A 21,227-nucleotide genomic window follows, 5' to 3' on the forward strand; every position below is an offset into this window, starting at 1 on the left:
GGCCTCGCGGCCTTGAGCTCGCGGTGCACTAGAGCACCTCGTCACAGGCGGTCCGCAGCCTACGCACCCCCTCGGTGATCTCCGCCGTCCCCGCGACGCCCGCGAAGCTCAACCGCAGGTGGGCGGCGGGGGGTTCGGCGCAGAAGTAGGGGCGGCCGGGCGTGACGGCGACGCCCGCGCGGAGGGCTCCCGCGACCAGGGCGGCCTCGTCCGTGCCGTCGGGCAGGCGGAGCCACAGGTGGTAGCCGCCGGACGGGATGTGCGGCACGGCGAGTTCGGGCAGGTGCAGGCGCAGCGCGGCGGTCATCGTGTCGCGGCGGCTCTTCAGCTCGGCGGCCACGGACCGCAGATGACGGGGCCACGCGGGCGAGCCGACGAGCTCCAGCGCCGCCTCCTGCATCGGGCCCGGTACGAAGAACGTGTCGACGACCTGGATGGCGCGCAGCCGCTCCAGGACCGGGCCCCGGGCGGCGAGGGCGCTGACGCGGAAGCTCGGCGAGGTGGCCTTGGTCAGCGAACAGACGTGCACGACGACTCCGTCCGGATCGTCTGCGGCCAGCGGCCGGGGCAGCGGTCCCGCGTCCTCGTGGACGAGGCGGCGTGCGAAGTCGTCCTCGACGACGAACGCGCCCGCGTCCCGGGCGATGCGCAGCACCTCGCCGCGCCGTTCGGGGGCGAGCACCGCGCCCGTCGGGTTCTGGAACAGCGGCTGGCAGACGAACACGCGCGCGCCCGTCGCCCGGAACGCATCGGCGAGCAGCCGCGGCTTCACACCGCCGGAGTCCACCGGGACCGGCACCGGCCGCAGTCCGGCCGCGCGGGCGATGGCCAGCATGCCGGGGTAGGTGGGCGACTCCACGAGGACCGGTGCGCCGGGTGGGGCGAGCGCCCGCAGTGCGGTGGTCAGCGCGGACTGCCCGCCCGCGGTGATCAGTACGTCGGCCGCGCCGACGGCGCCTCCTATGCCGCGCGCGAACCATTCCCGCAGCTCGGCGATGCCGTCGACGGGCGGCCGGCTCCACACCCCGGGCCGCCGCCCGGCCCGCGCCAGTGCCGCCGCCATCGCCCGCTCGGGCTGCAGGGATGCGTGCAGATAGCCGCCAGTGAACTCGACGACTCCGGACGGCTGCGCGGCAAGGCTGACGAGGACGCCCGAGGCGTCGACAGTACGCGGTACCGCTTCGGCGGTCGCGTCGGCGCTGAGCGACACCTCCTGCCAGGACGTGTCGCCGACGGATGCGGGGGCGGTGCGGGGTTGTGCGCGGAAGGCGCCAGCTCCCGGGCGGGTGACGACCAGCCCCTCGGCTGCCAGCTGCGCCAGAGCACGGGACACGGTCACCGGGCTCACACGGAACCGCTCGACGAGTACGCGACTCGACGGCAGCTTTCCACCTGGAGAGTAGCGGTCAAGCTCCTCCCGCAGCCGTTTCGCCAGTTCACCCACACTGCTACGCTCATGCATGAGAGCACACGATAGCGCTACTGCGGCATCCTCGATAGCGGTGGACGGTGGCGTCCCGGAACATCCGGGCCCCGGACCCGGACTTGCTCAGGCTGCCTCCGGACCGCGTACCGGCACAGGTCCGCGTACGAACGGCCCCCGGAGCGCCACCCGTTCGGCCCGCCGCGCCGGAACCCTGCAGGCCGCGCTCGGCGTCACCGCCTTCTCGCTGACCTTCCCCGCCACCGCCTGGGGCCTGGAAGGCTTCGGCCCCTGGTCGCTGGTGACCGTGCGCAGCGTACTGGCGGCCCTGATCGCGGGCGGCTGTCTGCTGGCCCTGCGCATCCCGCTGCCCGAGCGGCGGCACTGGCCGGGACTCGCCGTCGTCGCCGCCGGTGTCGTCCTCGGGTTCCCCCTGCTCACCACGCTTGCCCTGGAGACGTCCACCACCTCCCACGCGGCCGTCGTCGTAGGACTGCTGCCGCTGACGACGGCCCTGTTCTCGGCACTGCGGACCGGCGCTCGACCGTCCCGCAGCTTCTGGGTGGCCGCCCTCGCGGGTGCCGCCGCGGTGATCGCGTTCACCGTGCAGCAGAGCGGCGGCGCACTCACCACCGCCGACCTGTATCTCTTCGGGGCCCTGCTGATCTGCGCCGCCGGCTACACCGAGGGCGGCCGTCTGGCCGGCGTCATGCCCGGCTGGCAGGTCATCGGCTGGGCGCTGATCCTCTGCCTGCCGCTCGCCGTGCCCGGCGCGCTGGCCGCGCTGGCGTACGAGCCCGTCCACCTCACGGCCCACAGCGTGGCAGGGGTGCTGTGGGTGGCGGCCGGATCGCAGTTCGTCGGCCTGGTGGTCTGGTACCGGGGCATGGCGGCGATCGGCATCCCCAAGGCCAGCCAGCTGCAGCTCGCGCAGCCGCTGCTCACCCTCGTCTGGTCGGTGTTCCTGCTCGGCGAGGCGCTCACACCGGCCGCCCCGCTCACGGCTGTCGCCGTACTCGTGTGCATCGCCGTCACTCAATGGGCCCCTGCTCGAGAGGTCCAAGCGCCGCCACCGGTCGTAGACTGACGACCACGGACACGCCACGGAACGCTGGCCCCGGACGGGACACTCGACGGGCCGCCCGGCTTTCGACGGGCCGCCCGAGGGGGTTCCCGACGGGACAAGGAGGTCACTCCTATGCGCGCAACTCAGGGCGACCATCTGCTGGTGCACGGCAGGATCGTCGGCCAGCACGACAAAGTCGCGGAGATTGTCGAAGTACTGGGCACGGACGGCAACCCGCCCTTCCGTGTCCGGTTCGAGGACGGGCACGAGGCCGTGATGTCGCCGGGCCCCGACTCCGTCGTACAGCACAAGGACCCGAACAAGCAGTAGCGCCGGGCTCGGCACTGCGCAGGACCCGGCGCGGTGGCTCAGCGCGGTGCGCGGGCCCGCGTGGGGTAGTGGTCGCGGACGACGCGCGCCATGGCGCCGATCCTGTCCACGGCCACTCCCTTCGCCGAGAAGAAGACGTGCCCGCCCACCTCGCGGAAGCCGTTGGCGAAGGTCACGTGCCGGGAGAGTTCCGCCGGGTCCTGCCATGCCGCGGGCTGCGCCGGGTCACCCGCCTTGTACAGGGCCTCCCCCAGGTACAGCCGTACGCCCGTGCCGCGGACCACCGAGGCCCACCACGGCACCAGCTTGGCGTAGTCGGCGGCGGCGAAGCCGATGTGCCAGTACAGCTGGGGGCAGATGTAGTCGATCCAGCCGCTGCGCACCCATTTCCGGGTGTCCGCGTGCAGATCGTCGTACGTCTGGATACCCGCCCGGGTGTCCGAGCCGAGCCGGTCGGTGCTGCGGTTGCGCCACACCCCGAACGGGCTGATCCCGAAGCGCACACCCGGCCGGACCTGCTTGATCCGAGCCGCCATCCCGCGGACGAGCTGGTCGGTGTTGTCGCGCCGCCAGGCCGCACGGTTGGGGAAACCGGAGCCGTAGCGCCGGTACGCCGCGGCGTCGTCGAAGACCTCACCGGCCACCGGATACGGGTAGAAGTAGTCGTCCCAGTGCACGGCGTCGACGGGGTAGCGGCGTACGGCGTCGAGCATCGCGGTCTGGACGAAGTCCCGGACCTCGGGCAGCCCCGGGTTGTAGACGAGCTTCCCGCCGTACTTCACGACCCACTCGGGGTGCCGGCGCGCGGGGTGCCTCGAGGACAGGCGGGACAGGTCCCCGTGATTCGCCACCCGGTAGGGGTTGAACCAGGCGTGCAGCTCGAGGCCGCGCCGGTGCGCCTCCGTGACGGCGGTGCCGAGCGGGTCCCAGCCGGGGTGCCTGCCCTGGATGCCGGTGAGGGATGCGGACCAGGGCTCGTACGGCGACGGCCAGAAGGCGTCCGCGGTGGGCCGCACCTGGAGGATCACGGTGTTGAGCTGGCGGCTCACGGCCCTGTCGAGATGCCTCAGCAGCTCGGTACGCTGCTGGGCGGCGCTGAGGCCGGGGCGCGAGGGCCAGTCGATGTTCGCGATCGTCGCCAGCCACATGCCCCGCATCTCGGCGGACGCCTGCGCCGACGAACCCGGCGCCGCCGCCGCGTCCCCCGCGGTCCCCGCCACGTCCCCCGCGGTCGCCAGACCCGTGAGAGCCGCCGCGGCACCGGCCGCGAATCCTCTGCGTGTCATACGTCGCATCTGCCCGCCCTCTGTGCAGTGTGTCGGCCGTCCCGCTGGTCCACCCGGCCCGGGGCCCGGACCCCGGCCCGCCGGGCAGCGGCGGATCCGGAGTAACGTGCATGGCCGAGGCAGGCCCCAAAGTATGGAGGCGCTGCCGCCCGAAGATGAGCGAAAGGCACAAGGTGACGGACCCTATGGGGGATATTGCACGCGTCGGTGTGGTGGGCTGCGGCCAGATGGGGGCGGGCATCGCCGAGGTGTGCGCGCGCGCCGGGCTGGACGTCAAGGTCGCGGAGACCACGGGCGAGGCCCTCGAGATCGGCCGCACCCGGCTGTACAACTCGCTCTCCAAGGCGGCCGAGCGCGGCAAGATCACCGAGGAGGAGCGGGACGCCACCCAGGCGCGGCTGAGCTTCACCACGGACCTCGGCGAGTTCGCCGACCGGGACCTGGTGATCGAGGCGGTCGTCGAGAACGAGCAGGTGAAGACGGAGATCTTCCAGGTGCTCGACCAGGTGGTGACCCGCCAGGACGCCATCCTCGCGTCCAACACCTCGTCGATCCCGCTGGTCAAGCTGGCCGTCGCGACCTCGCGGCCCGACCAGGTCGTCGGCATCCACTTCTTCAACCCGGCACCCGTGCAGCAGCTCGTCGAGCTGATCCCCGCGCTCACCACCTCCGAGGGCACCCTCAGCCGGGCGCAGGTCCTGGTCGAGAAGGTGCTGGGCAAGCACGCGATCCGCGCCCAGGACCGCTCGGGCTTCGTGGTGAACGCCCTGCTCATCCCGTATCTGCTCTCCGCGATCCGGATGTTCGAGTCGGGCATCGCCAGCCGTGAGGACATCGACAACGGCATGGAGCTGGGCTGCGCCCACCCCATGGGCCCGCTCAAGCTCTCCGATCTGATCGGCCTCGACACCGTGGCCTCGGTGGCCGATTCGATGTACGAGGAGTACAAGGAGCCGCTGTACGCCGCTCCCCCGCTGCTGCAGCGGATGGTCGACGCGGGCCGGCTGGGGCGCAAGACGGGGTCGGGCTTCTACCAGTACTGACCGTCATGTGCGCATGATCACCATGCCACAGCGTTACTTTCACGCTCCGTAACGATTTCGGGCCCGGCACTCTTCGGAGTGCCGGGCCCGAACCGTTCACACACCGTGTGCGCACCGGGCCCGCATATGCCGCTCGCACACTCTCCCGCCGCGTCCACCAGGCCGGTTGACTTTCCGTGCGCTTGCAAGGGATGTGCCGACTATGGAAAGGAGCGCACTCGTGACCACCGACCCCGAGCATCTCGTGGTCCCGGAAGAACTCGCGGAGTTACGCCGCAGCCTCGAGGTGGGCCTGGCCCGCATCGATGGCGGACTGGCGTTGCTCACGCAGCGTGACGAACAGAGCGCCAAGGATATGGACGACCTGGCCGCCCGGGTCGCCGCCCTCGAACACGCCCGCTGGCCCGTGCCCGCCGTCGCCGCCCTCGCCGCGGTCGCGGCAGTGGCCGTGGCGGTCTGGCAGGCCCTCGGCCACTAGGACCTGTCCCGGCTGTCCCGGCGGTCCCGGGGCACATGGGGTGGACCGTCCTGACCGAGCCTGAGGTGGTGCAGGAGCATCAGCGCCGCCGCCATGTTGGCGGCCGGGACCTCGCCGCGGGCGACCATGTCGGGGACGAGTTTGAGCGGGACCCATTCACGCCGGTCCGACTCGAAGGCGTCCACGGGATGCCCGGTGTACTCGCCCTCGTCGGCCCAGTAGACGTGGTGCACGGCGTCGGTGAGCCCGTTGGAGGGCTCGACGCTCATCAGGTGCCGCAACGGGCCCGGCCGCCACCCGGTCTCCTCCTCGAGTTCGCGGGCGGCCGCGTGGGCGATGTCCTCGCCGTCCTCGACGACGCCCGCGGCGAGTTCCCACCCCCAGCTGTCGGTGATGAAGCGGTGCCGCCACAGTAAAAGGACCTCGTTGGCCTCGTTGACGACCGTGGCCACGGCCACGGGCCGCAGCCGGATCAGGAAGTGGTCGAGGTGCCGACCGTCCGGCAGCTCGACATCCGCGAGATTGACCCTGAACCATGGGTTTTCATAGACAGTCTGTTCGCTCTGTTTCGTCCACTGCACGGTTCTGCCACCTTCCGCCGAGTAGATGGCAATATCGCAGCAGGAGCGTGCTCACAGCAGGTGCTCACAGCAGGGCCGATGGAGCGCTCCTTGGGGCGGCACGCGCGCCGGTGAGGCCGCGCCTAGAGCGGTACGCGCAGTGCGCCGTCGATGAGTTCGGCTGCTTCGGCGGTGCCCGCGCAGCCGCTGCTCATCAACTGTTCGCGTACCGCGCGGAGTCTGTCGCGCAGCCGCTGGGACTCCATTCCCCTGGCCCGTTCGGCCATTTCCACCGCTGTGGCGGCCGCCCGGTCGGCGTTGCCCTGGCGCAGTTCGATGTGGCTCAGCATGGCCAGCCGGTGGACCCGACCGCGGTCGTGGGCGGGGTTCTCGACCGCGGCCGCCGCGTGCTCCCACGCCGCGGCGATGTCACCGAGGCTGAGGAGCGCCTCCGCCACCTGTACGTTGACCAGCCCCGGCTGGACGTAGCCGGTCTCGTCCGGCTCGTGGCCGCGGTGGATGCGTTCGGCCGCAGATTCGGCACGACGGATGCAGGCCAGCGCGCTGCTGCCGTCGCCGAGGTGGGCGTACGCCTTGGCCTGCATCGCATACAGGTCGGATGCGAGCGCCGGGGTGATGTGCCGGCCCGCCGCGCGCAGCGCGGCCTCCGCGAAGGCCACGGCCTGGCGGTACTCGCGCATGAACAGCGACTGGTTGACGAGCAGGGCGATCACATAGGCGCCGAGCCCCCGGTCCCCGCTCGCCTTCGCAAGACGCAGGGCCTGGTGGAAGTAGCGCTGGGCGAGACCGTGCGCATCCGAGTCGTAGGCACAGATGCCCGCGATCGCCACCAACCCGCCGGTGGCGCGGTGCAGTTGGCGCCCGGTGGCGTCCGTGTACCTGCCGCGCAGCAGCGGCGCGGCCTCGGCGTTGAGGAAGCCGACGATACGGGCGCGGGTCGCGACGCCGCCCGCCTTGCGGTACATCTGCTCGTAGTGCGCCCGGGCCGCGCGCAGCATCTCGATGTCGGCCGTGCTGACCGGGTGCATGCCGCCCCTGGAGACGTCGACGTCCTCGGGCGGGTTCTCCCATTCCCATACGGGCATGACCGCGGGCGTGCCGGTGACGGCGGGCGCGCCGAGTATGTGCGGCCGCTGCTGTTCGTCGGAGCGCCACAGGGCGGTGGCCCGCTCGACGAACCCGGAGAGCGTGGTGCCGTTCACCGCGGCCGGTCTGCCCGGTACGCCGAGCCCGATGTCGTCGAGGGTGACAGGGCGCCGCAGCCGGGCCGCGAGGACCTCGCAGATCAGGTCGGGCACCTGGCCGCGCGGTCGCTGGCCCTTCAACCAGCGGGCGACGGCGGTGTGTTCGTATCGCAGGGCGATGCCGCGCGCCTTGCCCGCCTGGTTGACGTGGGCGGCGAGCCCCGCATGGGAGATGCCGGCCTCGTCGAGAATCGCGTCGAGCAGGGTGTTGGGCTGCATCGATGCCCTCCGGTGGCTCGGTGCCGACAGCGCTGCGTCTGCCCGGGGAGCCCGTCACCGGCGGCGCGCCGCGGGCCCCGGACCCCCCAGCCCGACAGCAGGGCGTCCGTCTTGCGTCCGTCTTGCACGGCAGGTTAGCGCGCTGCCGCCGTTCGTGACCCGGGCGGAGTCCGGACTCGGTCCCCGGACTTCACACGGGGTGTGAACGGAGTGCCCGCATCCGGGGTGATGCGCGCTCTGTTCCGGCCACTTTCCACTCGCTTGACTGGAATGCCTCGAAAGAGGCCGGCCGGGCCGCCGGCTCCCCCTCGTACAGTGCGGCGGCCCGCCTTCGCGCCGTCCGCCCGTGCCGACTGCCCGACACTCCGCGGCAGGGCGGACGGCGCGCGCCGTGCCAGACGGCCCTCGGCCCGTGGCGCACGGCACGGGTGCGTGGCGGCGGCTGTTCGGCGTCTTACGCCTCTCACCTGGCGGGGCCCGCATGGGCGCGGCTCCCGGCAGAGCGGCCGGGCCGGGGCGTGCCTGAAGGGCCTTCCTCGGAAGCGGGTGCGCAGGGGGCCCGCTCGCCGGAGACGCCTGCGCCCGAGGCCGATGAGTCGGAAGCAGCTTCGCGGAGAGCACCCGCACCGGGAAGGCGGCGACCGGGGGACGGCTCGCCGGAACGGCCTGCGCCGGGAGCCGATTCGCCGGAACGGCCTGCCCCCGGAGCCGATTCGCCCGAACGGCCTGCCCCCGGAGCCGGTTCGCCCGAACGGCCTGCCCCCGGAGCCGGTTCGCCCGAGGCGGCTTCCCCAAAAGCCTCGTCCTCCGAGGCCGAGTGACCGGAAGCAGCTACGCGGAGAGCGCCCGCGCCAGGAAGGAGACGACCGGAAGACCCGTCGCCGGAACGGCCTGCCCCAGGAGCCCCTTCGTCCGAGGCCGACCGGCCGGAAGCCTCGTCCTCCGAGGCCGAGCGGCCGGAACCAGCTCCGCGGAGAACGCCCACGCCAGGAAGAAGACGACCGGAAGACTGCTCGCCGGAACGGCCTGCCTCAGGAGCCGCTTCGCCCGCGGCCGAGTGCCCGGAAGACTGCTCGCCGGAACGGCCTCCCCCGGGAGCCGGTTCGCCCGCGGCCGACCGGCCCGAGGCCGCTTCCCCGGAAGCCGCGTCCTCCGAGGCCGAGTGGCCGGAGGCCTCGCGGCCGGGAGCGCTGCGGCCCGATGTCGGGCTGCCGCACGCAGGCCGGCCCGAGGCAGGCCGGCCCGGGGCCGGATGCCCGGGCGCCCGGCCGCGCTCGTTGCGTACCACCAGAAACGCCGCGTCGTCGGCCGGTCCCCCTCGTGTGTACTGCAGCAGCCGCGTGTACACCGAGCGGATCACGGCCTGCGGCGAGACCTGGCCCGCCTGCACGGCTTCGGTGAGCACGGTCCGCAGGGGGAAGAACCGGCCGGCGGCGTCGCGTGCGTCCTCCACACCGTCGGTGTGCAGGAACAACATTTCGCCCTGCAGCAGCCGTCCGCAGCGCTGCAAGGGCAGCTCGTCGGGCAGCGGGAACGGCCCGAGCGGCGGCATCGGCTCCCCACCGACGACGAGTTCCACGCAGTTGCCGGCTCCGCCGACGAGCTCCACACAACCCCCCGCGCCGACGCCATGTTCCGGGGAGCGGCCCGTCGCGCCCGCCGCCGTTCCCTCGGAGTCGCACGCCGCTTCCGAGTGCGCGACATGGCCGGATTCGGCCCGGAGGTCGTTCCCGGCCCCCGCCCGCCCGGCCGGACCCGGTCCGGCAGGCGTCGGCGCGGTCGCGGACGCCGCCTCCGCGCATGTCTTCTCCGTCTCCGCCCCGCATGCATGCTCGCCCCCGGCCCCCTGATCCCCGCTCCGCAGCAGATACGGCCATGGATGGCCGCAGTTGAGGGCGAGGATCTCGCCGTCCCGGCCGATCTCCAGGAGCAGCACGGTGACGAACTCCTCGGCGGCCGGGCCGTCCGGCTCCATCGCGCCGGGGGTGCCGAAGCCCGGGGCTGCGGTGGGCCCGGACGAGGGGTGTTCGGCCCGCGCCCGCTCGCGCAGGTGCCGGGCCATCGCCCGTTCCAGGCGGCGCAGTACGGAGGCGAGTTCGGGCTCGTCGTGCGCCGCCTCACGGAAGCTGCCGAGCAGCGCGGCGACGGTTCCGATCGCGCCAAGGCCGTGTCCTCGTACGTCGCCCATGATGACCCGGACTCCGTGCTCGGTCGCCATGACCTCGTACAGGTCGCCGCCGATCATGGCGCCGCGGTCCGCGCAGAGCCGGCCTGCCGCGAGGGCGAGGCCGTCGATACGGGGCGGCAGGGGGCGCAGCAGCACGTTCTGCGCGGCACCCGCCACCTTGCGGACCTGGCGCAACTCGCGCACCAGTGCGCGGCGGACGTGCGCAATCAGCGCGGTGCCGATGGTGAAGAACACGGCGCTGGAGACGATCCGCGCTCCCAGGCCGCTCTGTTGGGCGAGCGGGCAGGTGAGTTTGTACAGGATCGCGAGAGTGCCCCACATCATCGGCAGCCCGAGCGTGAGGGTCCGGCGGCACCAGTGCGGGCAGCCGTGCGGCAGGCAGGCCCGGCTCTTGGCCCAGGAGACCGCCAGGGGCCTTGCCGCGGAGGGAGCTCCAGCCTTGACACGGATCATGGCGCCCCCTAGGCCTAGGACCTTGTTCCCGCGGTCTGCCTCACGATGACCTGCCGTGCCCCGGAGGCGGCACGTCTGTGCGCTCGGCCCGGGGATCGCCTGGGAAGAGCGCAGCAGCGAGCAGGTCGTCTCCGCGGCCGGACAGATTCTTTCGACCGGCCGCCGGGATCGAGACCCATCGCCCCGACTTCCCACCCGAATGAGTGAGGGGCACATCCAGTCTCTGGATGCGCCCCTCACCAGGGACTATGCACGTGGCACTGCCCACGTGCGCAGTGCCTACGCCCCGCGCAGCACCGCCCCGGTGCGCTCGGCCGCCAGCACGACCGCCGCGTCGCGGGCCGCGGAGGCCTCCTCGACGGTCAGCGTGCGGTCGGCGGCGCGGAAGCGCAGCGCGTATGCCAGGGACTTCTTGCCCTCGCCGATCTGCTCGCCGGTGAAGACGTCGAACAGCCGGATGGACTCGAGGAGTTCGCCCGCGCCCTCGCGCAGCGTCTTCTCGACCTCGGCAGCCGGGACGGACTGGTCGACAACGAGAGCGACGTCCTGCGTGGCGACCGGGAAGGTGGAGATGCTCGGCCCGCGCACCGGACCGGTGCCCGCCGCCTCCAGGGCGTCCAGGTCGATCTCCATCGCGCAGGTACGCGCGGGCAGGCCCAGGGTCTTCAGGACGCCCGGGTGCAGCTCGCCCGCGTATCCGACGACGCGCTCGGCGCCGTCGATGACGACGGCGAGCTCGGCGCAGCGACCCGGGTGCCACGGCCCGTACTGACCATTGCGGACGATGAGGTCGGCGCCGGCCTGACGGGCCACCGTGCGGGCGGCCTCGACGGCGTCGGCCCACTCGGCCGGACGGCCCTTGCCCCACCAGCCGGCCTGCTCACGGGCGCCCGCGAGCACCACGGCGACGTGCCGCGGCTGGACGGGGAGGGCGCCGGTCAGGCCCGCGATCTCCTCGTCGGTGGGGCGCCGGTGCACGGCGAGCCGTACCGCCACGCTCTGCTCGTCGCGCGGGTGGAAGACCAGGCCGGTCTCGAACAGCGCGAGGTCGTGCGAGCCACGGCCGTCGTTACGGCGCAGCGCGCCGAGCAGGCCCGGCAGCAGCGTCGTACGGAGCGCGGGCTCCTCGTCGGAGAGCGGGTTGACGAGCTTGACGACGCGGCGCTTCGGGTCGTCCGCCGCAAGGCCCAGTTGGTCGAAGACGTGCTCGCCGACGAACGGGTAGTTCGGCGCCTCGACGTACCCGGCACCGGCCAGCGCGCGGCCGACTCGACGATGCAGCCGCTGGCGCTCGGTGAGGCCGCGGCCGGACGGGGGCTTCGGCAGGGTCGAGGGCAGGTTCTCGTAACCCTCGAGCCGGATGACCTCTTCGGCCAGGTCGTTCGGGTCGGCCAGGTCGGGCCGCCAGGACGGCACGGTGACGACCAGCTCGTCCTGCCCGTACACATCGCAGCCGACCTCCTGCAGGCGGCGTACGACGGTCTCGCGGCCGTAGGTCACGCCCGCGACCTTGTCCGGGTGGTCGGCCGGGATGGTGATGGTGCGGGGCGCAGCGGGCGCGACGACCTCGGTGACGCCGGCCTCGGCGGTGCCGCCGGCGAGCAGCACGAGGAGGTCGACGGTGCGCTGTGCCGCGGCGGACGCGGCCAGCGGGTCGACGCCGCGCTCGAAGCGCTTGGACGCCTCGGAGGCCAGCTTGTGGCGGCGCGCGGTGCGGGCGATGGAGATGGCGTCGAAGTGAGCGGCCTCGATGACCACATCGGTGGTGCCCTGGACCTCACCGGTCTCGGGGTCCCGGACCGAGTCGGCGATCTCGGTGTTGGCGCCGCCCATGACGCCCGCGAGGCCGATGGGGCCGCGGTCGTCCGTGATGACGAGGTCACCGGCGTCGAGCACGCGGTTCACGCCGTCGAGGGTGGTGAACTTCTCACCCTGCTCGGCCCGGCGCACGCCGATGGTGCCCTGGACGCGGGAGCGGTCGTACGCGTGCAGCGGCTGACCCAGCTCCAGCATCACGTAGTTGGTGATGTCGACGGCGAGCGAGACCGGGCGCATCCCGGCCTTCTGCAGGCGGCGCTTGAGCCAGATCGGCGACACGGCCTCCGGGTCGAGACCGGTGACAGTGCGGGCGGTGAAGCGGTCGCAGCCAGTGGGGTCGGCGACCTGGACCGGGTAGCCGAAGGCGTTCGGGCCCGGGACGTCGAGCAGCGCCGGGTCACGCAGCGGCAGGCCGTACGCGGTGGCGGCCTCGCGGGCCACGCCGCGCAGGGACAGGCAGTAGCCGCGGTCGGGCGTGACGGCGATGTCGAGGACCTCGTCGACCAGCTCGAGCAGCTCGACGGCGTCCTTGCCGATCTCGGTCTCGGGCGGCAGCACGATGATGCCCTTGCTGCCGTCGTCGCCCATGTTCAGCTCGTCGCTGGAGCAGATCATGCCGCGCGACATCCGGCCGTACGTCTTGCGCTCGGCGATCTGGAAGTCGCCGGGCAGCACGGCGCCCGGGAGGGCCACGACGACCTTGTCGCCCTCGGCGAAGTTGCGGGCGCCGCAGATGATCTCCTGGGGCTCGCCGGTGCCGTTGGCCTGGCCGACGTCGACGGTGCAGTGGCGGATGGGCTTCTTGAACTCGGTCAGCTCCTCGATGGTGAGGACCTGGCCGACGACCAGCGGGCCCTTGAGGTCGGCGCCGAGCTGCTCGACGGTCTCGACCTCGAGGCCGGCCGAAATCAGCTTGGCCTGCACCTCACGGCCGGTCTCGGTGGCGGGGAGGTCGACATACTCCCGCAGCCAGGAAAGCGGGACCCGCATCAGATCTCCATCCCGAAAGGCCGGGTGAAGCGGACGTCACCCTCGACCATGTCTCGCATGTCTTCGACGTTGTGGCGGAACATCAGCATCCGCTCGATGCCGAACCCGAAGGCGAAGCCGCTGTACTTCTCCGGGTCGACGCCGCAGGCGGTCAGCACCTTGGGGTTGACCATGCCGCAGCCGCCGAGCTCGATCCAGCCCTCGCTGGAACAGGTGCGGCAGGGCCGGTCGGGGTTGCCCACGGACTCGCCCTTGCACACGTAGCAGAGCATGTCCATCTCGGCGGACGGCTCGGTGAAGGGGAAGTAGTTGGGGCGCAGCCGGGTCTTCATGTCCGGGCCGAAGAGCGCCTGGACCATGTGGTCGAGGGTGCCCTTGAGGTCGGCCATGGTCAGGCCCTCGTCGACGGCCAGCAGCTCGATCTGGTGGAAGACCGGGGTGTGCGTGGCATCCAGCTCGTCGGTGCGGTACACGCGGCCGGGGGCGACGACGTAGACGGGCAGCTCGCGGTCGAGCATCGCGCGGGCCTGCACCGGCGAGGTGTGCGTGCGCAGGACGACACCGGAGTCGACGCCCTCGAAGCCCTTGGGGCCCTGGACGAAGAAGGTGTCCTGCATCTGCCGGGCAGGGTGGTCGGGCGTGAAGTTGAGCGCGTCGAAGTTGAACCACTCGGCCTCGACCTCGGGGCCCTCGGCGATCTCGTAGCCCATGGCGACGAAGACGTCCGCTACACGGTCCATGAAGGTCGTCAGCGGGTGGCGGGCGCCGGCCGGTACGCGGTCGTAGGGCAGCGTGACGTCCACGGCCTCCTCGACCAGCACGCGCGCGTCGCGCTCGGCCTCGAGCTCGGCCTGGCGGGCGGTGAGCGCCTTGCTGACGGCGCCGCGGGCCTGCCCGACGCGCTTGCCGGCGTCGGCCTTGGCGTGCGGGGGAAGCGCGCCGATCTCGCGGTTGGCGAGGGCCAGCGGGGAGGTGCCGCCGGTGTGGGCGACCTTGGCCTCCTGGAGCTGCTCGAGGTCGCCGGCGGCCGCGAAGGCGGCGAGCGCCTCGTCCCGCATGCGCTCGATCTCTTCCGGTTTCAGTGCCTCGACCTCGACTGGGTCGTACGACTTGTTCGGTGCCGACATCTCTTCCCGTGCTTCCGATTGGCTGGCTGAGGTCCCGTCCCGACTCGGGGGACGAATCGTCCCAGGAACGCGGACACAAACGTGCCAATGGCCGAGTCTAACGGGGGTGAGGTGTGCGAATGAGCCCGCGGGCGGCTGGATCCGGCTCAGGTGAGATAGGCCGGGGCGCCCACGGGCAACGTAAATCGGAACTCGGCGCCGCCGCCGGGCGCGCGCCCGACCGTGATGGTCCCGCCGTGGACCTCGACGATGCCCTTGACGATGTACAGGCCCAGGCCGGTCCCGCCGCGCTTGCTGCCCCGCCAGAAGCGGGTGAAGACGCGGCCCATCGACTCCTCGGGGATGCCGGGACCTTCGTCGCTCACGGTGACTGCCGTTCCTGCCGACTGGTTCTTGAGGGGCGCGGACGCCACCTCGATGGTGACGGTTCCCTCCCCGTGCCGCACCGCATTTTCCAGCAGGTTGCTGAGCACTTGGTCGATCTTATCGGGGTCGGCCCACAGATCGGGCAGCGGGTGTTCGATCCGTACGAGGAAGCGGTCGGCGGACTGCCCGGCTGCCACGTGCGACTGGATGTGGCGGGCCACCGCCGCCCCGATGTCGACGGGCTGCCGACGCAGCTCCATCCGGCCGGAGTCGATACGGGAGATGTCGAGGAGTTCGGCGATCAGCCGGGTGACGCGGTTGGCGTCGGCGTCGACGGTCTCCAGCATCAGCCGCTTCTGGTCGTCCGTGAACCGTTCCCACTTGGCGAGGAGGGTCGCCGTGAAGCCCTTCACGGAGGTGAGCGGCGAGCGCAGCTCGTGGGCGACGGTCGCTATCAGCTCGGCGTGGCTGCGCTCGGTGCGGCGGCGGGCCTCGGTGTCGCGCAGCGAGACGACGACGCGGCGCACGGGTCCGGTGGGCGCGGTGCGCACGTACCGCGCGCAGACCAGGACCTCGCGGCCGCCCGGCAGCAGCAGGTTGCGCTCGGGTTGTCCGACGCGGGTGGCGAGGCCGCCGTACGGATCGGTGAGCTGCCACCAGCGGCGGCCTTTGAGGTCCTCCAGCGGGAGGACACGCTCGAGGGGGCGGCCGATGGCATCGGAGCGGCGGACTGCGGTGATACGGGACGCGGCGCGGTTGAAGCAGATGACGCGGCCGTTCTCGTCGGCGACGACCAAGCCGTCGGGCAGGTCGTCGGGGGCGATACCCAGGTTCTCCAGGTCGTCCAGATTGTGCAGGTCGTCCGGGCCGCCCGGGCCGCACGAAGGAGGGGCGAAGGCACTGCCTGCCTCCGCGGTCCTGCCTGTGCCGACAACCATCCCCGTACCCCACCTCTCGAACCGGCAGTGGGCCCCCGAGTGCGTCACCCTACTAGGCGTCGGTTACGCGGCGACACCCTGTGAGGGCGCGCCGTGCGGTCGAGTCGCCGGCGCACCGTTCCTCACTGGCCGGGTGCCGTGGCGCGGCACCCTCCGGCGGCCCGCTGGGCACGGGCGGAGGCGTAGAGACATACGGCGGCGGCGGTCGCCAGGTTCAGGCTCTCGGCCTTTCCGTGGATCGGCACACGTACGACGGCGTCGGCGAGGGCGCGGGTCTCCTCCGGCAGGCCCCAGGCCTCGTTGCCGAAGACCCAGGCGGTGGGCCCGCCCATCGTGCCGTGGTCGAGCTCGGTGTCGAGGTCGTGCTCGCCTGCGCCATCGGCGGCGAGGATGCGTACGCCTGCGTCCTTGAGGCCCTGGACGGCCCGGTCGACGGGGACGCCGACCGCGACGGGCAGATGGAACAGCGAACCGACCGAGGCTCGCACCGCCTTGGGGTTGTACAGGTCCACGGAGGCGTCGGTCAGGATCACGGCGTCGGCTCCGGCGGCGTCGGCGCACCGCAGCACGGTGCCGGCGTTGCCGGGGTCGCGGACGTGCGCGAGAACGGCGACCAGGCGGGGACGGGCCGCGAGGATGTCGTCGAAGTCCGTGTCGAGGAACCGGCACACGCCTACGAGGCCCTGCGGGGTGACCGTCGTCGAGATCTCGCCGATCACCTCGTCGGCGGCCAGATGCACCCGGGCCCCGGCGGCCTGGGCGTCGGCGACGATGTCGGCGTACCGCTCGGCGGCCTCGACGGTCGCGAAGAGCTCGACGAGCGTGCCCTCACCGCCGCCCCGATACCGCACGGCCTCCCTGACCGCCTGTGGCCCCTCGGCGAGAAACCGGCGCTCCTTCCCACGGAAGTTGCGCCTCGCCAGCCGCTTGGCAGCGGCGACACGCGGCGAACGCGGGGAGATCAGCTCGGCGGCGGACATGGACTCACTTTCGCGTACGGAATCTGTGGATACCGTTGTGGGCAATCGTTCCGCTGGGGCGGAACGGGTGGGCACAACCCACGACGGACGGTGGCCCTCATAGTTGGGCGACCCCGTCGCGCTGACGGGCGGGCGTGGCCCGGACACGCACGGACCCGCAGGCCCAAGGCCTGCGGGTCCGTTAGAGCGCTGGGCTCGGCGAGCCGTCAGGCCGCCGTCTTCGGCGCGTTGACGTCACTCGGCAGCGCCTTCTGCGCAACCTCGACGAGCGCGGCGAACGCACCGGCGTCGTTGACGGCCAGCTCGGCGAGGATCTTGCGGTCCACCTCGACGCCGGCGGCCTTCAGGCCCTGGATGAAGCGGTTGTAGGTGATGCCGTTGGCGCGGGCAGCGGCGTTGATGCGCTGGATCCACAGCTGACGGAAGTCGCCCTTGCGCTTCTTGCGGTCGTTGTAGTTGTAGACGAGGGAGTGGGTGACCTGCTCCTTCGCCTTGCGGTAGAGGCGCGAACGCTGACCGCGGTAGCCGCTGGCCTGCTCGAGGATCGCCCGGCGCTTCTTGTGGGCGTTCACTGCCCGCTTGACGCGTGCCACTTTTTAACTCCTTGTAGCGGGGCCGTGGTGTGTCGTCACACGGCCCGGTATCGAATGGGTCCCGGTCCTGGCGTCATACGGCCCCCGGTCATCGGGGGCCACGACGTCACTTGCCGAGAAGCTTCTTGATCTTCTTGGCGTCGCCCGGGGCCATCTCGGCGTTGCCGGTGAGGCGACGCGTCAGACGGGACGTCTTGTGCTCGAGATAGTGGCGCTTGCCGGCGCGCTCACGGAGCACCTTGCCGGAGCCGGTGACCTTGAAGCGCTTGCTGGCACCGCTGTGCGACTTGTTCTTCGGCATAGCGCCGTTCTCTCCTCGTCAGTGGCGCTCCGATGCCCGGTCTTTCAACCGGGCATACGGGAGCGTCAGATGTATCGGTTGACATCCCTGGACTTGCGTCCCGGGACCCTTGGACCCCCGGGACTGGCGTCCTGGGATCAGGCCTCGGCGGGAGCCTCGGCCGGGGCCTCGGCGGTCTCCTCGGCTGCGTTCTGCGAACGACCGGGGTGAGCCTTCGCCTCCGCCTTGCGGGCCGCCTGGGCCTCACGGGCCTCGGCCATCGCCTCGGTCTTCTTCTTGTGCGGACCGAGGACCATGATCATGTTGCGGCCGTCCTGCTTCGGGTTCGACTCGACGAAACCGAGGTCCTGGACGTCCTCCGCGAGCCGCTGCAGCAGCCGGTAGCCCAGCTCCGGCCGGGACTGCTCGCGACCACGGAACATGATCGTGATCTTGACCTTGTCGCCCTGCTTGAGGAACCGGACGACGTGACCCTTCTTGGTGTCATAGTCGTGCGGGTCGATCTTCGGCCGGAGCTTCATCTCCTTGATGACCGTGTGCGCCTGGTTCTTGCGCGCCTCACGGGCCTTCATGGCCGACTCGTACTTGAACTTCCCGTAGTCCATGAGCTTGCACACGGGCGGACGGGCGTTCGCCGCGACCTCGACCAGGTCCAGGTCGTACTCCTGCGCAAGCTCCAGGGCCTTGGCAAGCGGGACAATCCCGACCTGCTCGCCACTGGGACCGACAAGTCGCACCTCGGGAACGCGAATCCGGTCGTTGATGCGGGGCTCGGCGCTGATGGATCCTCCTCGGTAGCACCGCGCGGCGGTCTGGCGGACAGCCGCGTAACGTCTGTGTTCGTTGGACCTAACCGCGCCGGTGCATGAAAAATGCCCCGGACGATCACATGCGGGGCTCCTTGCACTACCGGAGCACCGTCGCGAGACCGCGGGGCGCATCGGACGGACATCGCCTCTGGGGCGAACCGTCTGACCGGTGACCCGCCGCCCCGCTGGGGCGGTCAGGTGGGAGTTCGGAGCCTCCACTTGTGGGCCGGACACGTCGATGTCCGACCGGTCATTACGCAAGGCTAGCAGCTCTCCGGGTACGGGGCTAATCACCGCGCACCGGACTTCCGCGGACGCACTCCAGGCGCCCGCGGATCTCACTGTGGGCTTCCGCGGTCTCACCGTGGGCTCCCCCGGACTGGGGCCGGCGCGGCTGGGCCTATCGTGTGGGGCATGAACGACGCGACCCCCACGACCGAGACGCCCGACTTCGACGCCATGACCCGCGACATCGCGGAGGTTCCCGCGGTCGAGGTGATCGTGACGGTCGCGGTCAACCTGATGAGCGCCGCCGCCGTGAAGCTCGGCCTGACCGAGGACGGCGACGAGCACAAGGACCTGGACGAGGCCCGCAAGCTGGTGCACGCGCTGGCCGGTCTGCTCGACGCGAGCGCGACGGAGATCAGCTCCTTCCACGCGGCTCCGCTGCGTGACGGGCTGAAGTCGCTGCAGCTGGCGTTCCGCGAGGCGTCGCTGGTGCCGGACGAGCCGGGCCAGGGCCCTGGCGAGAAGTACACGGGCCCGGTCTTCGGCTGAGTCGTCGTTGGTACGGGGCACTCGGCGCGCGGAGGTCCGCGCGCCGAGTGCCCCGTAAGACGGGCACGTCAGACACAACCACGCATACGCGCGTCAGGAACGCACGAAGAGGGGCTCGCCCGGTGGCGTCGTCCCGGTCGGCAGCACTGCCAGATCGAGGCCGCGGACCAGGCGGGCCCTCAGTGTGTCGTCGGCTGCCATGCGCTCGGCGACGCGCCGGACCGCCTCGGCCGGGGTGTCGGAGGGATCGAGGACGAGGGCGAGGGTGCCGTCGGCGCTGCCGGGGCCGAGGTGGGCGCGGAGGACCGCGGGCTCGGCGGCGACGGCGGTGCGCACCGCTTCGGTGACGGCGGGGTCGGTGAGCGGATCGGTGCTGGTGCGGCCCTCGGCGAGGGCGAGCAGGGCGGCTCCGGTGAGCTCGTACGGTACGGGCCCTGCGAGGTCCAGCACGAGCGTGTCGGCCTTCTCGTGGGCCGCGGCCTGGAGCGCCTGGTGCAGGGGGACGGCGACGGGGCGGGCGGCCGGGTCCCATCGGGCCAGGGACTCGGTGGACGTGAAGGCGGGCAGCGCGGTGCGCGCGCCCGCCTTGAGCGTGGGCACGGCCATGTCGCTGGTCTTCTCGCGGCGCAGCCCGTTCTCGTCCTCCTCGACCTCACCGAGAACGGCGACGACGGGGACCAGCAGCCGGGCGCCCTTGAGCGCCGCCAGCACCGGCTGCTCGGCCGTCCGGTCCTCGGCCCAGGCGGCGAGCGCGGCGCTCAGCGCGGGGTCGGCCGAGCCGTCGTCGTCGGAGAAGCCGGGGTCCGGGATGTTCTTGTTCGCCACAATCACCGACCCTATCGAGCCGTCGGACGACACCAGCAGGCGGCATGTCGCCGGCCTCCTCTGCGTCGGCAGACGATCTTCCAGGCGGTCCTCCAGGCGGTCTTCATGGTCTTCTCAGTGCACGCTGAGACTCGTCTTACCGTCCGCACAGGACGACCGCAGAGCATCCGGGCATGCATCGGCACATACGCATGGTCTGCGCCATCACCGTCCTGGTCGGATCGCTGGCGGGCTGCAGCTCGGTACTCGACGCGGTCGGCGTCGCGCACTCCGTGGCTGTCACGTCGTCGGCGACGGCGACCGCGACCAGGACGGCGTCGGCTGATCCTTCGCCGTCGGACACCCCGACCGAGGAGGCCACCGTCGACCCCGACGACAGGCTCGCCGAGGCGCTCGCGGACGTGCTGCCGGACCCGGACGGGGACGCGCGGCTGTCCGTCGCCGTCTTCGCGCTGGACAGCGGCGACGCCCAGGTGTCGCAGGACGACGACGATGACGCCGGCAGCGGCACGGGCAGCAGTACCGCTGTGTACGGGAACGGCTCGACGTTCGACACCGCGAGCATCGTCAAGGTCGACATTCTGGCGGCGCTGCTGCTGCAGGCGCAGGACGAGGGGCGGCACCTGACGGCGCAGGAGCGCACGTACGCGACGGCGATGATCGAGAACAGCGACAACGCGTCGGCGACGGCACTGTGGCAGGCGATCGGCGGCGCCGACGGTCTGAACGCGGCGAACGAGCGACTGGGACTGACCTCGACGGAGGCCGGGGAAAACGGCCGCTGGGGTCTTACGCAGACGACGGCCGAGGACCAACTGACGCTGCTGCGGGCGGTGTTCGGGACGACGGAGTCGACGTCGTCCGGCGACACCTCGTCAGGTTCCTCGTCGGAGCTGACCGAGTCGTCACGCGCGTATATCCAGGAGCTGATGGGGCACATCGCCACGGATCAGGACTGGGGCGTCTCGGCCGCGGCCGGCTCCGGGTGGGCGCTGAAGAACGGCTGGCTGCAGCGCAGCACGACCGCGCTGTGGGACATCAACAGCATCGGGCGGGTCACGGTGGACGGCCGGCAGTACTTGGTCGCTGTCCTCTCCGGCGGCAACGCGTCCAAGGAGAAGGGCGTCTCCCTGGTCGAACGGGCGGCAAAGGCGGCGGTTTCGGCGCTCGCGCAGCTGGACGCATAGCGCCTGCGGCCCGCCTGCCCCAACGGCGGAGTACCCGCGGCATGACCGGCCCAGCCGCGAGGCGCATGCGGCGGTTGCGGGCCCAGCCGCAAAAGACCCGGTACGCCTGGCCCAACTGAAAGGCGCACGCGGCATGCCCGGGGCTGCCGGGCGCACGCATGGCGCGGCGGGTCAGCCGACCGCCCTGCCGCCCTGCCGCCCGGGC

The 21,227-nt window shown here is 71.8% G+C and carries 19 protein-coding genes; 6 read left to right on the forward strand and 13 right to left on the reverse strand.

What is annotated here, in order from left to right; genetic code table 11:
* Positions 1-28: 28 nt before the first annotated feature.
* The gene (locus tag ABT009_RS05825) at positions 29-1,462 is read right to left on the reverse strand and encodes an aminotransferase-like domain-containing protein (RefSeq protein ID WP_351289943.1); all 1,434 of its coding nucleotides are present in this window, start codon (positions 1,460-1,462) and stop codon (positions 29-31) included.
* Here ABT009_RS05825 and ABT009_RS05830 point away from each other — a divergent pair.
* Together ABT009_RS05830 and ABT009_RS05835 are read left to right on the forward strand one after the other, a co-directional pair.
* Positions 1,461-2,510 carry a DMT family transporter gene (locus tag ABT009_RS05830; RefSeq protein WP_351289945.1) on the forward strand — a complete coding sequence of 350 codons (1,050 nt, stop codon included), beginning with the start codon at positions 1,461-1,463 and terminating at the stop codon, positions 2,508-2,510. The two genes, ABT009_RS05825 and ABT009_RS05830, sit on opposite strands and share 2 nt — an antisense overlap.
* 111 nt (positions 2,511-2,621) lie before the next feature.
* Positions 2,622-2,819, forward strand: a complete 198-nt coding sequence (locus ABT009_RS05835) for a DUF1918 domain-containing protein (RefSeq protein WP_351289947.1) — start codon at positions 2,622-2,624, stop codon at positions 2,817-2,819.
* Positions 2,820-2,857: 38 nt separating this feature from the next.
* Here ABT009_RS05835 and ABT009_RS05840 read toward each other — a convergent pair whose 3' ends face one another.
* The gene (locus ABT009_RS05840) at positions 2,858-4,114 is read right to left on the reverse strand and encodes a glycoside hydrolase family 10-like protein (protein ID WP_351289949.1); all 1,257 of its coding nucleotides are present in this window, start codon (positions 4,112-4,114) and stop codon (positions 2,858-2,860) included.
* Positions 4,115-4,278: 164 nt separating this feature from the next.
* Here ABT009_RS05840 and ABT009_RS05845 point away from each other — a divergent pair, with 164 nt between their 5' ends.
* The gene (locus ABT009_RS05845) at positions 4,279-5,148 is read left to right on the forward strand and encodes a 3-hydroxybutyryl-CoA dehydrogenase (RefSeq protein WP_351290440.1); all 870 of its coding nucleotides are present in this window, start codon (positions 4,279-4,281) and stop codon (positions 5,146-5,148) included.
* 220 nt (positions 5,149-5,368) lie between these two features.
* The gene (locus ABT009_RS05850; RefSeq protein WP_351289950.1) at positions 5,369-5,626 is read left to right on the forward strand and encodes a hypothetical protein; all 258 of its coding nucleotides are present in this window, start codon (positions 5,369-5,371) and stop codon (positions 5,624-5,626) included.
* Here ABT009_RS05850 and ABT009_RS05855 read toward each other — a convergent pair.
* The 10 genes from ABT009_RS05855 to infC all read right to left on the reverse strand — a co-directional run bounded on the left by ABT009_RS05855 (position 5,623) and on the right by infC (position 18,206).
* Positions 5,623-6,207: an NUDIX hydrolase gene (locus tag ABT009_RS05855; protein ID WP_351289951.1), complete on the reverse strand. Its 585-nt coding sequence runs from the start codon at positions 6,205-6,207 to the stop codon at positions 5,623-5,625. The two genes, ABT009_RS05850 and ABT009_RS05855, sit on opposite strands and share 4 nt — an antisense overlap.
* A 122-nt stretch (positions 6,208-6,329) precedes the next feature.
* Positions 6,330-7,670, reverse strand: coding sequence for an NsdA family TPR-like regulatory protein (locus ABT009_RS05860; RefSeq protein ID WP_351289953.1), 1,341 nt, complete (start codon positions 7,668-7,670; stop codon positions 6,330-6,332).
* Between the two features lie 463 nt (positions 7,671-8,133).
* Positions 8,134-10,179, reverse strand: coding sequence for a PP2C family protein-serine/threonine phosphatase (locus ABT009_RS47400; protein WP_502989827.1), 2,046 nt, complete (start codon positions 10,177-10,179; stop codon positions 8,134-8,136).
* A gap of 411 nt (positions 10,180-10,590) precedes the next feature.
* Positions 10,591-13,119 (reverse strand): phenylalanine--tRNA ligase subunit beta, encoded by a 2,529-nt coding sequence (pheT, locus tag ABT009_RS05875; RefSeq protein WP_351289955.1) that lies wholly within the window; start codon positions 13,117-13,119, stop codon positions 10,591-10,593.
* A complete protein-coding gene (gene pheS / locus ABT009_RS05880) occupies positions 13,119-14,246 on the reverse strand; it encodes a phenylalanine--tRNA ligase subunit alpha (RefSeq protein ID WP_351289957.1) in 1,128 nt (375 codons plus the stop codon). The genes pheT and pheS overlap by 1 nt, the downstream gene beginning before the upstream one ends.
* Before the next feature lie 146 nt (positions 14,247-14,392).
* Complete coding sequence (locus ABT009_RS05885; RefSeq protein ID WP_351289959.1) at positions 14,393-15,550, reverse strand: sensor histidine kinase; 1,158 nt, start codon at positions 15,548-15,550, stop codon at positions 14,393-14,395.
* A 122-nt stretch (positions 15,551-15,672) separates the two neighbouring features.
* Entirely contained in the window at positions 15,673-16,530 is an 858-nt protein-coding gene (locus tag ABT009_RS05890; RefSeq protein ID WP_351289961.1) for a TrmH family RNA methyltransferase, read from the reverse strand.
* Between the two features lie 206 nt (positions 16,531-16,736).
* Complete coding sequence (gene rplT, locus ABT009_RS05895; RefSeq protein WP_351289963.1) at positions 16,737-17,123, reverse strand: 50S ribosomal protein L20; 387 nt, start codon at positions 17,121-17,123, stop codon at positions 16,737-16,739.
* A 106-nt stretch (positions 17,124-17,229) separates the two neighbouring features.
* Entirely contained in the window at positions 17,230-17,424 is a 195-nt protein-coding gene (rpmI, locus tag ABT009_RS05900; RefSeq protein WP_062715530.1) for a 50S ribosomal protein L35, read from the reverse strand.
* Positions 17,425-17,561: 137 nt separating this feature from the next.
* A complete protein-coding gene (gene infC, locus ABT009_RS05905) occupies positions 17,562-18,206 on the reverse strand; it encodes a translation initiation factor IF-3 (protein WP_351290442.1) in 645 nt (214 codons plus the stop codon).
* 441 nt (positions 18,207-18,647) lie between these two features.
* On the opposite strand from infC, the gene ABT009_RS05910 reads away from it, so the two are divergent.
* Positions 18,648-19,010, forward strand: a complete 363-nt coding sequence (locus tag ABT009_RS05910; protein WP_351289966.1) for a DUF1844 domain-containing protein — start codon at positions 18,648-18,650, stop codon at positions 19,008-19,010.
* Positions 19,011-19,103: 93 nt separating this feature from the next.
* Here ABT009_RS05910 and ABT009_RS05915 read toward each other — a convergent pair whose 3' ends face one another.
* On the reverse strand, positions 19,104-19,835 hold the full coding sequence (locus ABT009_RS05915) for an SseB family protein (protein ID WP_351289968.1): 732 nt from the start codon (positions 19,833-19,835) through the stop codon (positions 19,104-19,106).
* A gap of 173 nt (positions 19,836-20,008) precedes the next feature.
* On the opposite strand from ABT009_RS05915, the gene ABT009_RS05920 reads away from it, so the two are divergent.
* Positions 20,009-21,022, forward strand: a complete 1,014-nt coding sequence (locus ABT009_RS05920) for a serine hydrolase (protein ID WP_351289970.1) — start codon at positions 20,009-20,011, stop codon at positions 21,020-21,022.
* Positions 21,023-21,227 lie beyond the last annotated feature (205 nt).

Source organism: Streptomyces sp. NPDC002896 (assembly GCF_040295225.1).
Lineage (GTDB): Bacteria > Actinomycetota > Actinomycetes > Streptomycetales > Streptomycetaceae > Streptomyces.

What these genes read in the sequence shown, in the direction of transcription:
- ABT009_RS05830 (WP_351289945.1), top strand. Translation starts at nt 1,461, where the DNA reads ATGAGAGCACACGATAGCGCTACTGCGGCATCCTCGATAGCGGTGGAC.
- ABT009_RS05825 (WP_351289943.1), bottom strand. Translation starts at nt 1,462, where the DNA reads ATGCATGAGCGTAGCAGTGTGGGTGAACTGGCGAAACGGCTGCGGGAG.
- ABT009_RS05835 (WP_351289947.1), top strand. Translation starts at nt 2,622, where the DNA reads ATGCGCGCAACTCAGGGCGACCATCTGCTGGTGCACGGCAGGATCGTC.
- ABT009_RS05840 (WP_351289949.1), bottom strand. Translation starts at nt 4,114, where the DNA reads ATGCGACGTATGACACGCAGAGGATTCGCGGCCGGTGCCGCGGCGGCT.
- ABT009_RS05860 (WP_351289953.1), bottom strand. Translation starts at nt 7,670, where the DNA reads ATGCAGCCCAACACCCTGCTCGACGCGATTCTCGACGAGGCCGGCATC.
- ABT009_RS47400 (WP_502989827.1), bottom strand. Translation starts at nt 10,179, where the DNA reads ATGTGGGGCACTCTCGCGATCCTGTACAAACTCACCTGCCCGCTCGCC.
- pheT (WP_351289955.1), bottom strand. Translation starts at nt 13,119, where the DNA reads ATGCGGGTCCCGCTTTCCTGGCTGCGGGAGTATGTCGACCTCCCCGCC.
- pheS (WP_351289957.1), bottom strand. Translation starts at nt 14,246, where the DNA reads ATGTCGGCACCGAACAAGTCGTACGACCCAGTCGAGGTCGAGGCACTG.
- ABT009_RS05885 (WP_351289959.1), bottom strand. Translation starts at nt 15,550, where the DNA reads ATGGTTGTCGGCACAGGCAGGACCGCGGAGGCAGGCAGTGCCTTCGCC.
- ABT009_RS05890 (WP_351289961.1), bottom strand. Translation starts at nt 16,530, where the DNA reads ATGTCCGCCGCCGAGCTGATCTCCCCGCGTTCGCCGCGTGTCGCCGCT.
- rpmI (WP_062715530.1), bottom strand. Translation starts at nt 17,424, where the DNA reads ATGCCGAAGAACAAGTCGCACAGCGGTGCCAGCAAGCGCTTCAAGGTC.
- ABT009_RS05910 (WP_351289966.1), top strand. Translation starts at nt 18,648, where the DNA reads ATGAACGACGCGACCCCCACGACCGAGACGCCCGACTTCGACGCCATG.
- ABT009_RS05920 (WP_351289970.1), top strand. Translation starts at nt 20,009, where the DNA reads ATGCATCGGCACATACGCATGGTCTGCGCCATCACCGTCCTGGTCGGA.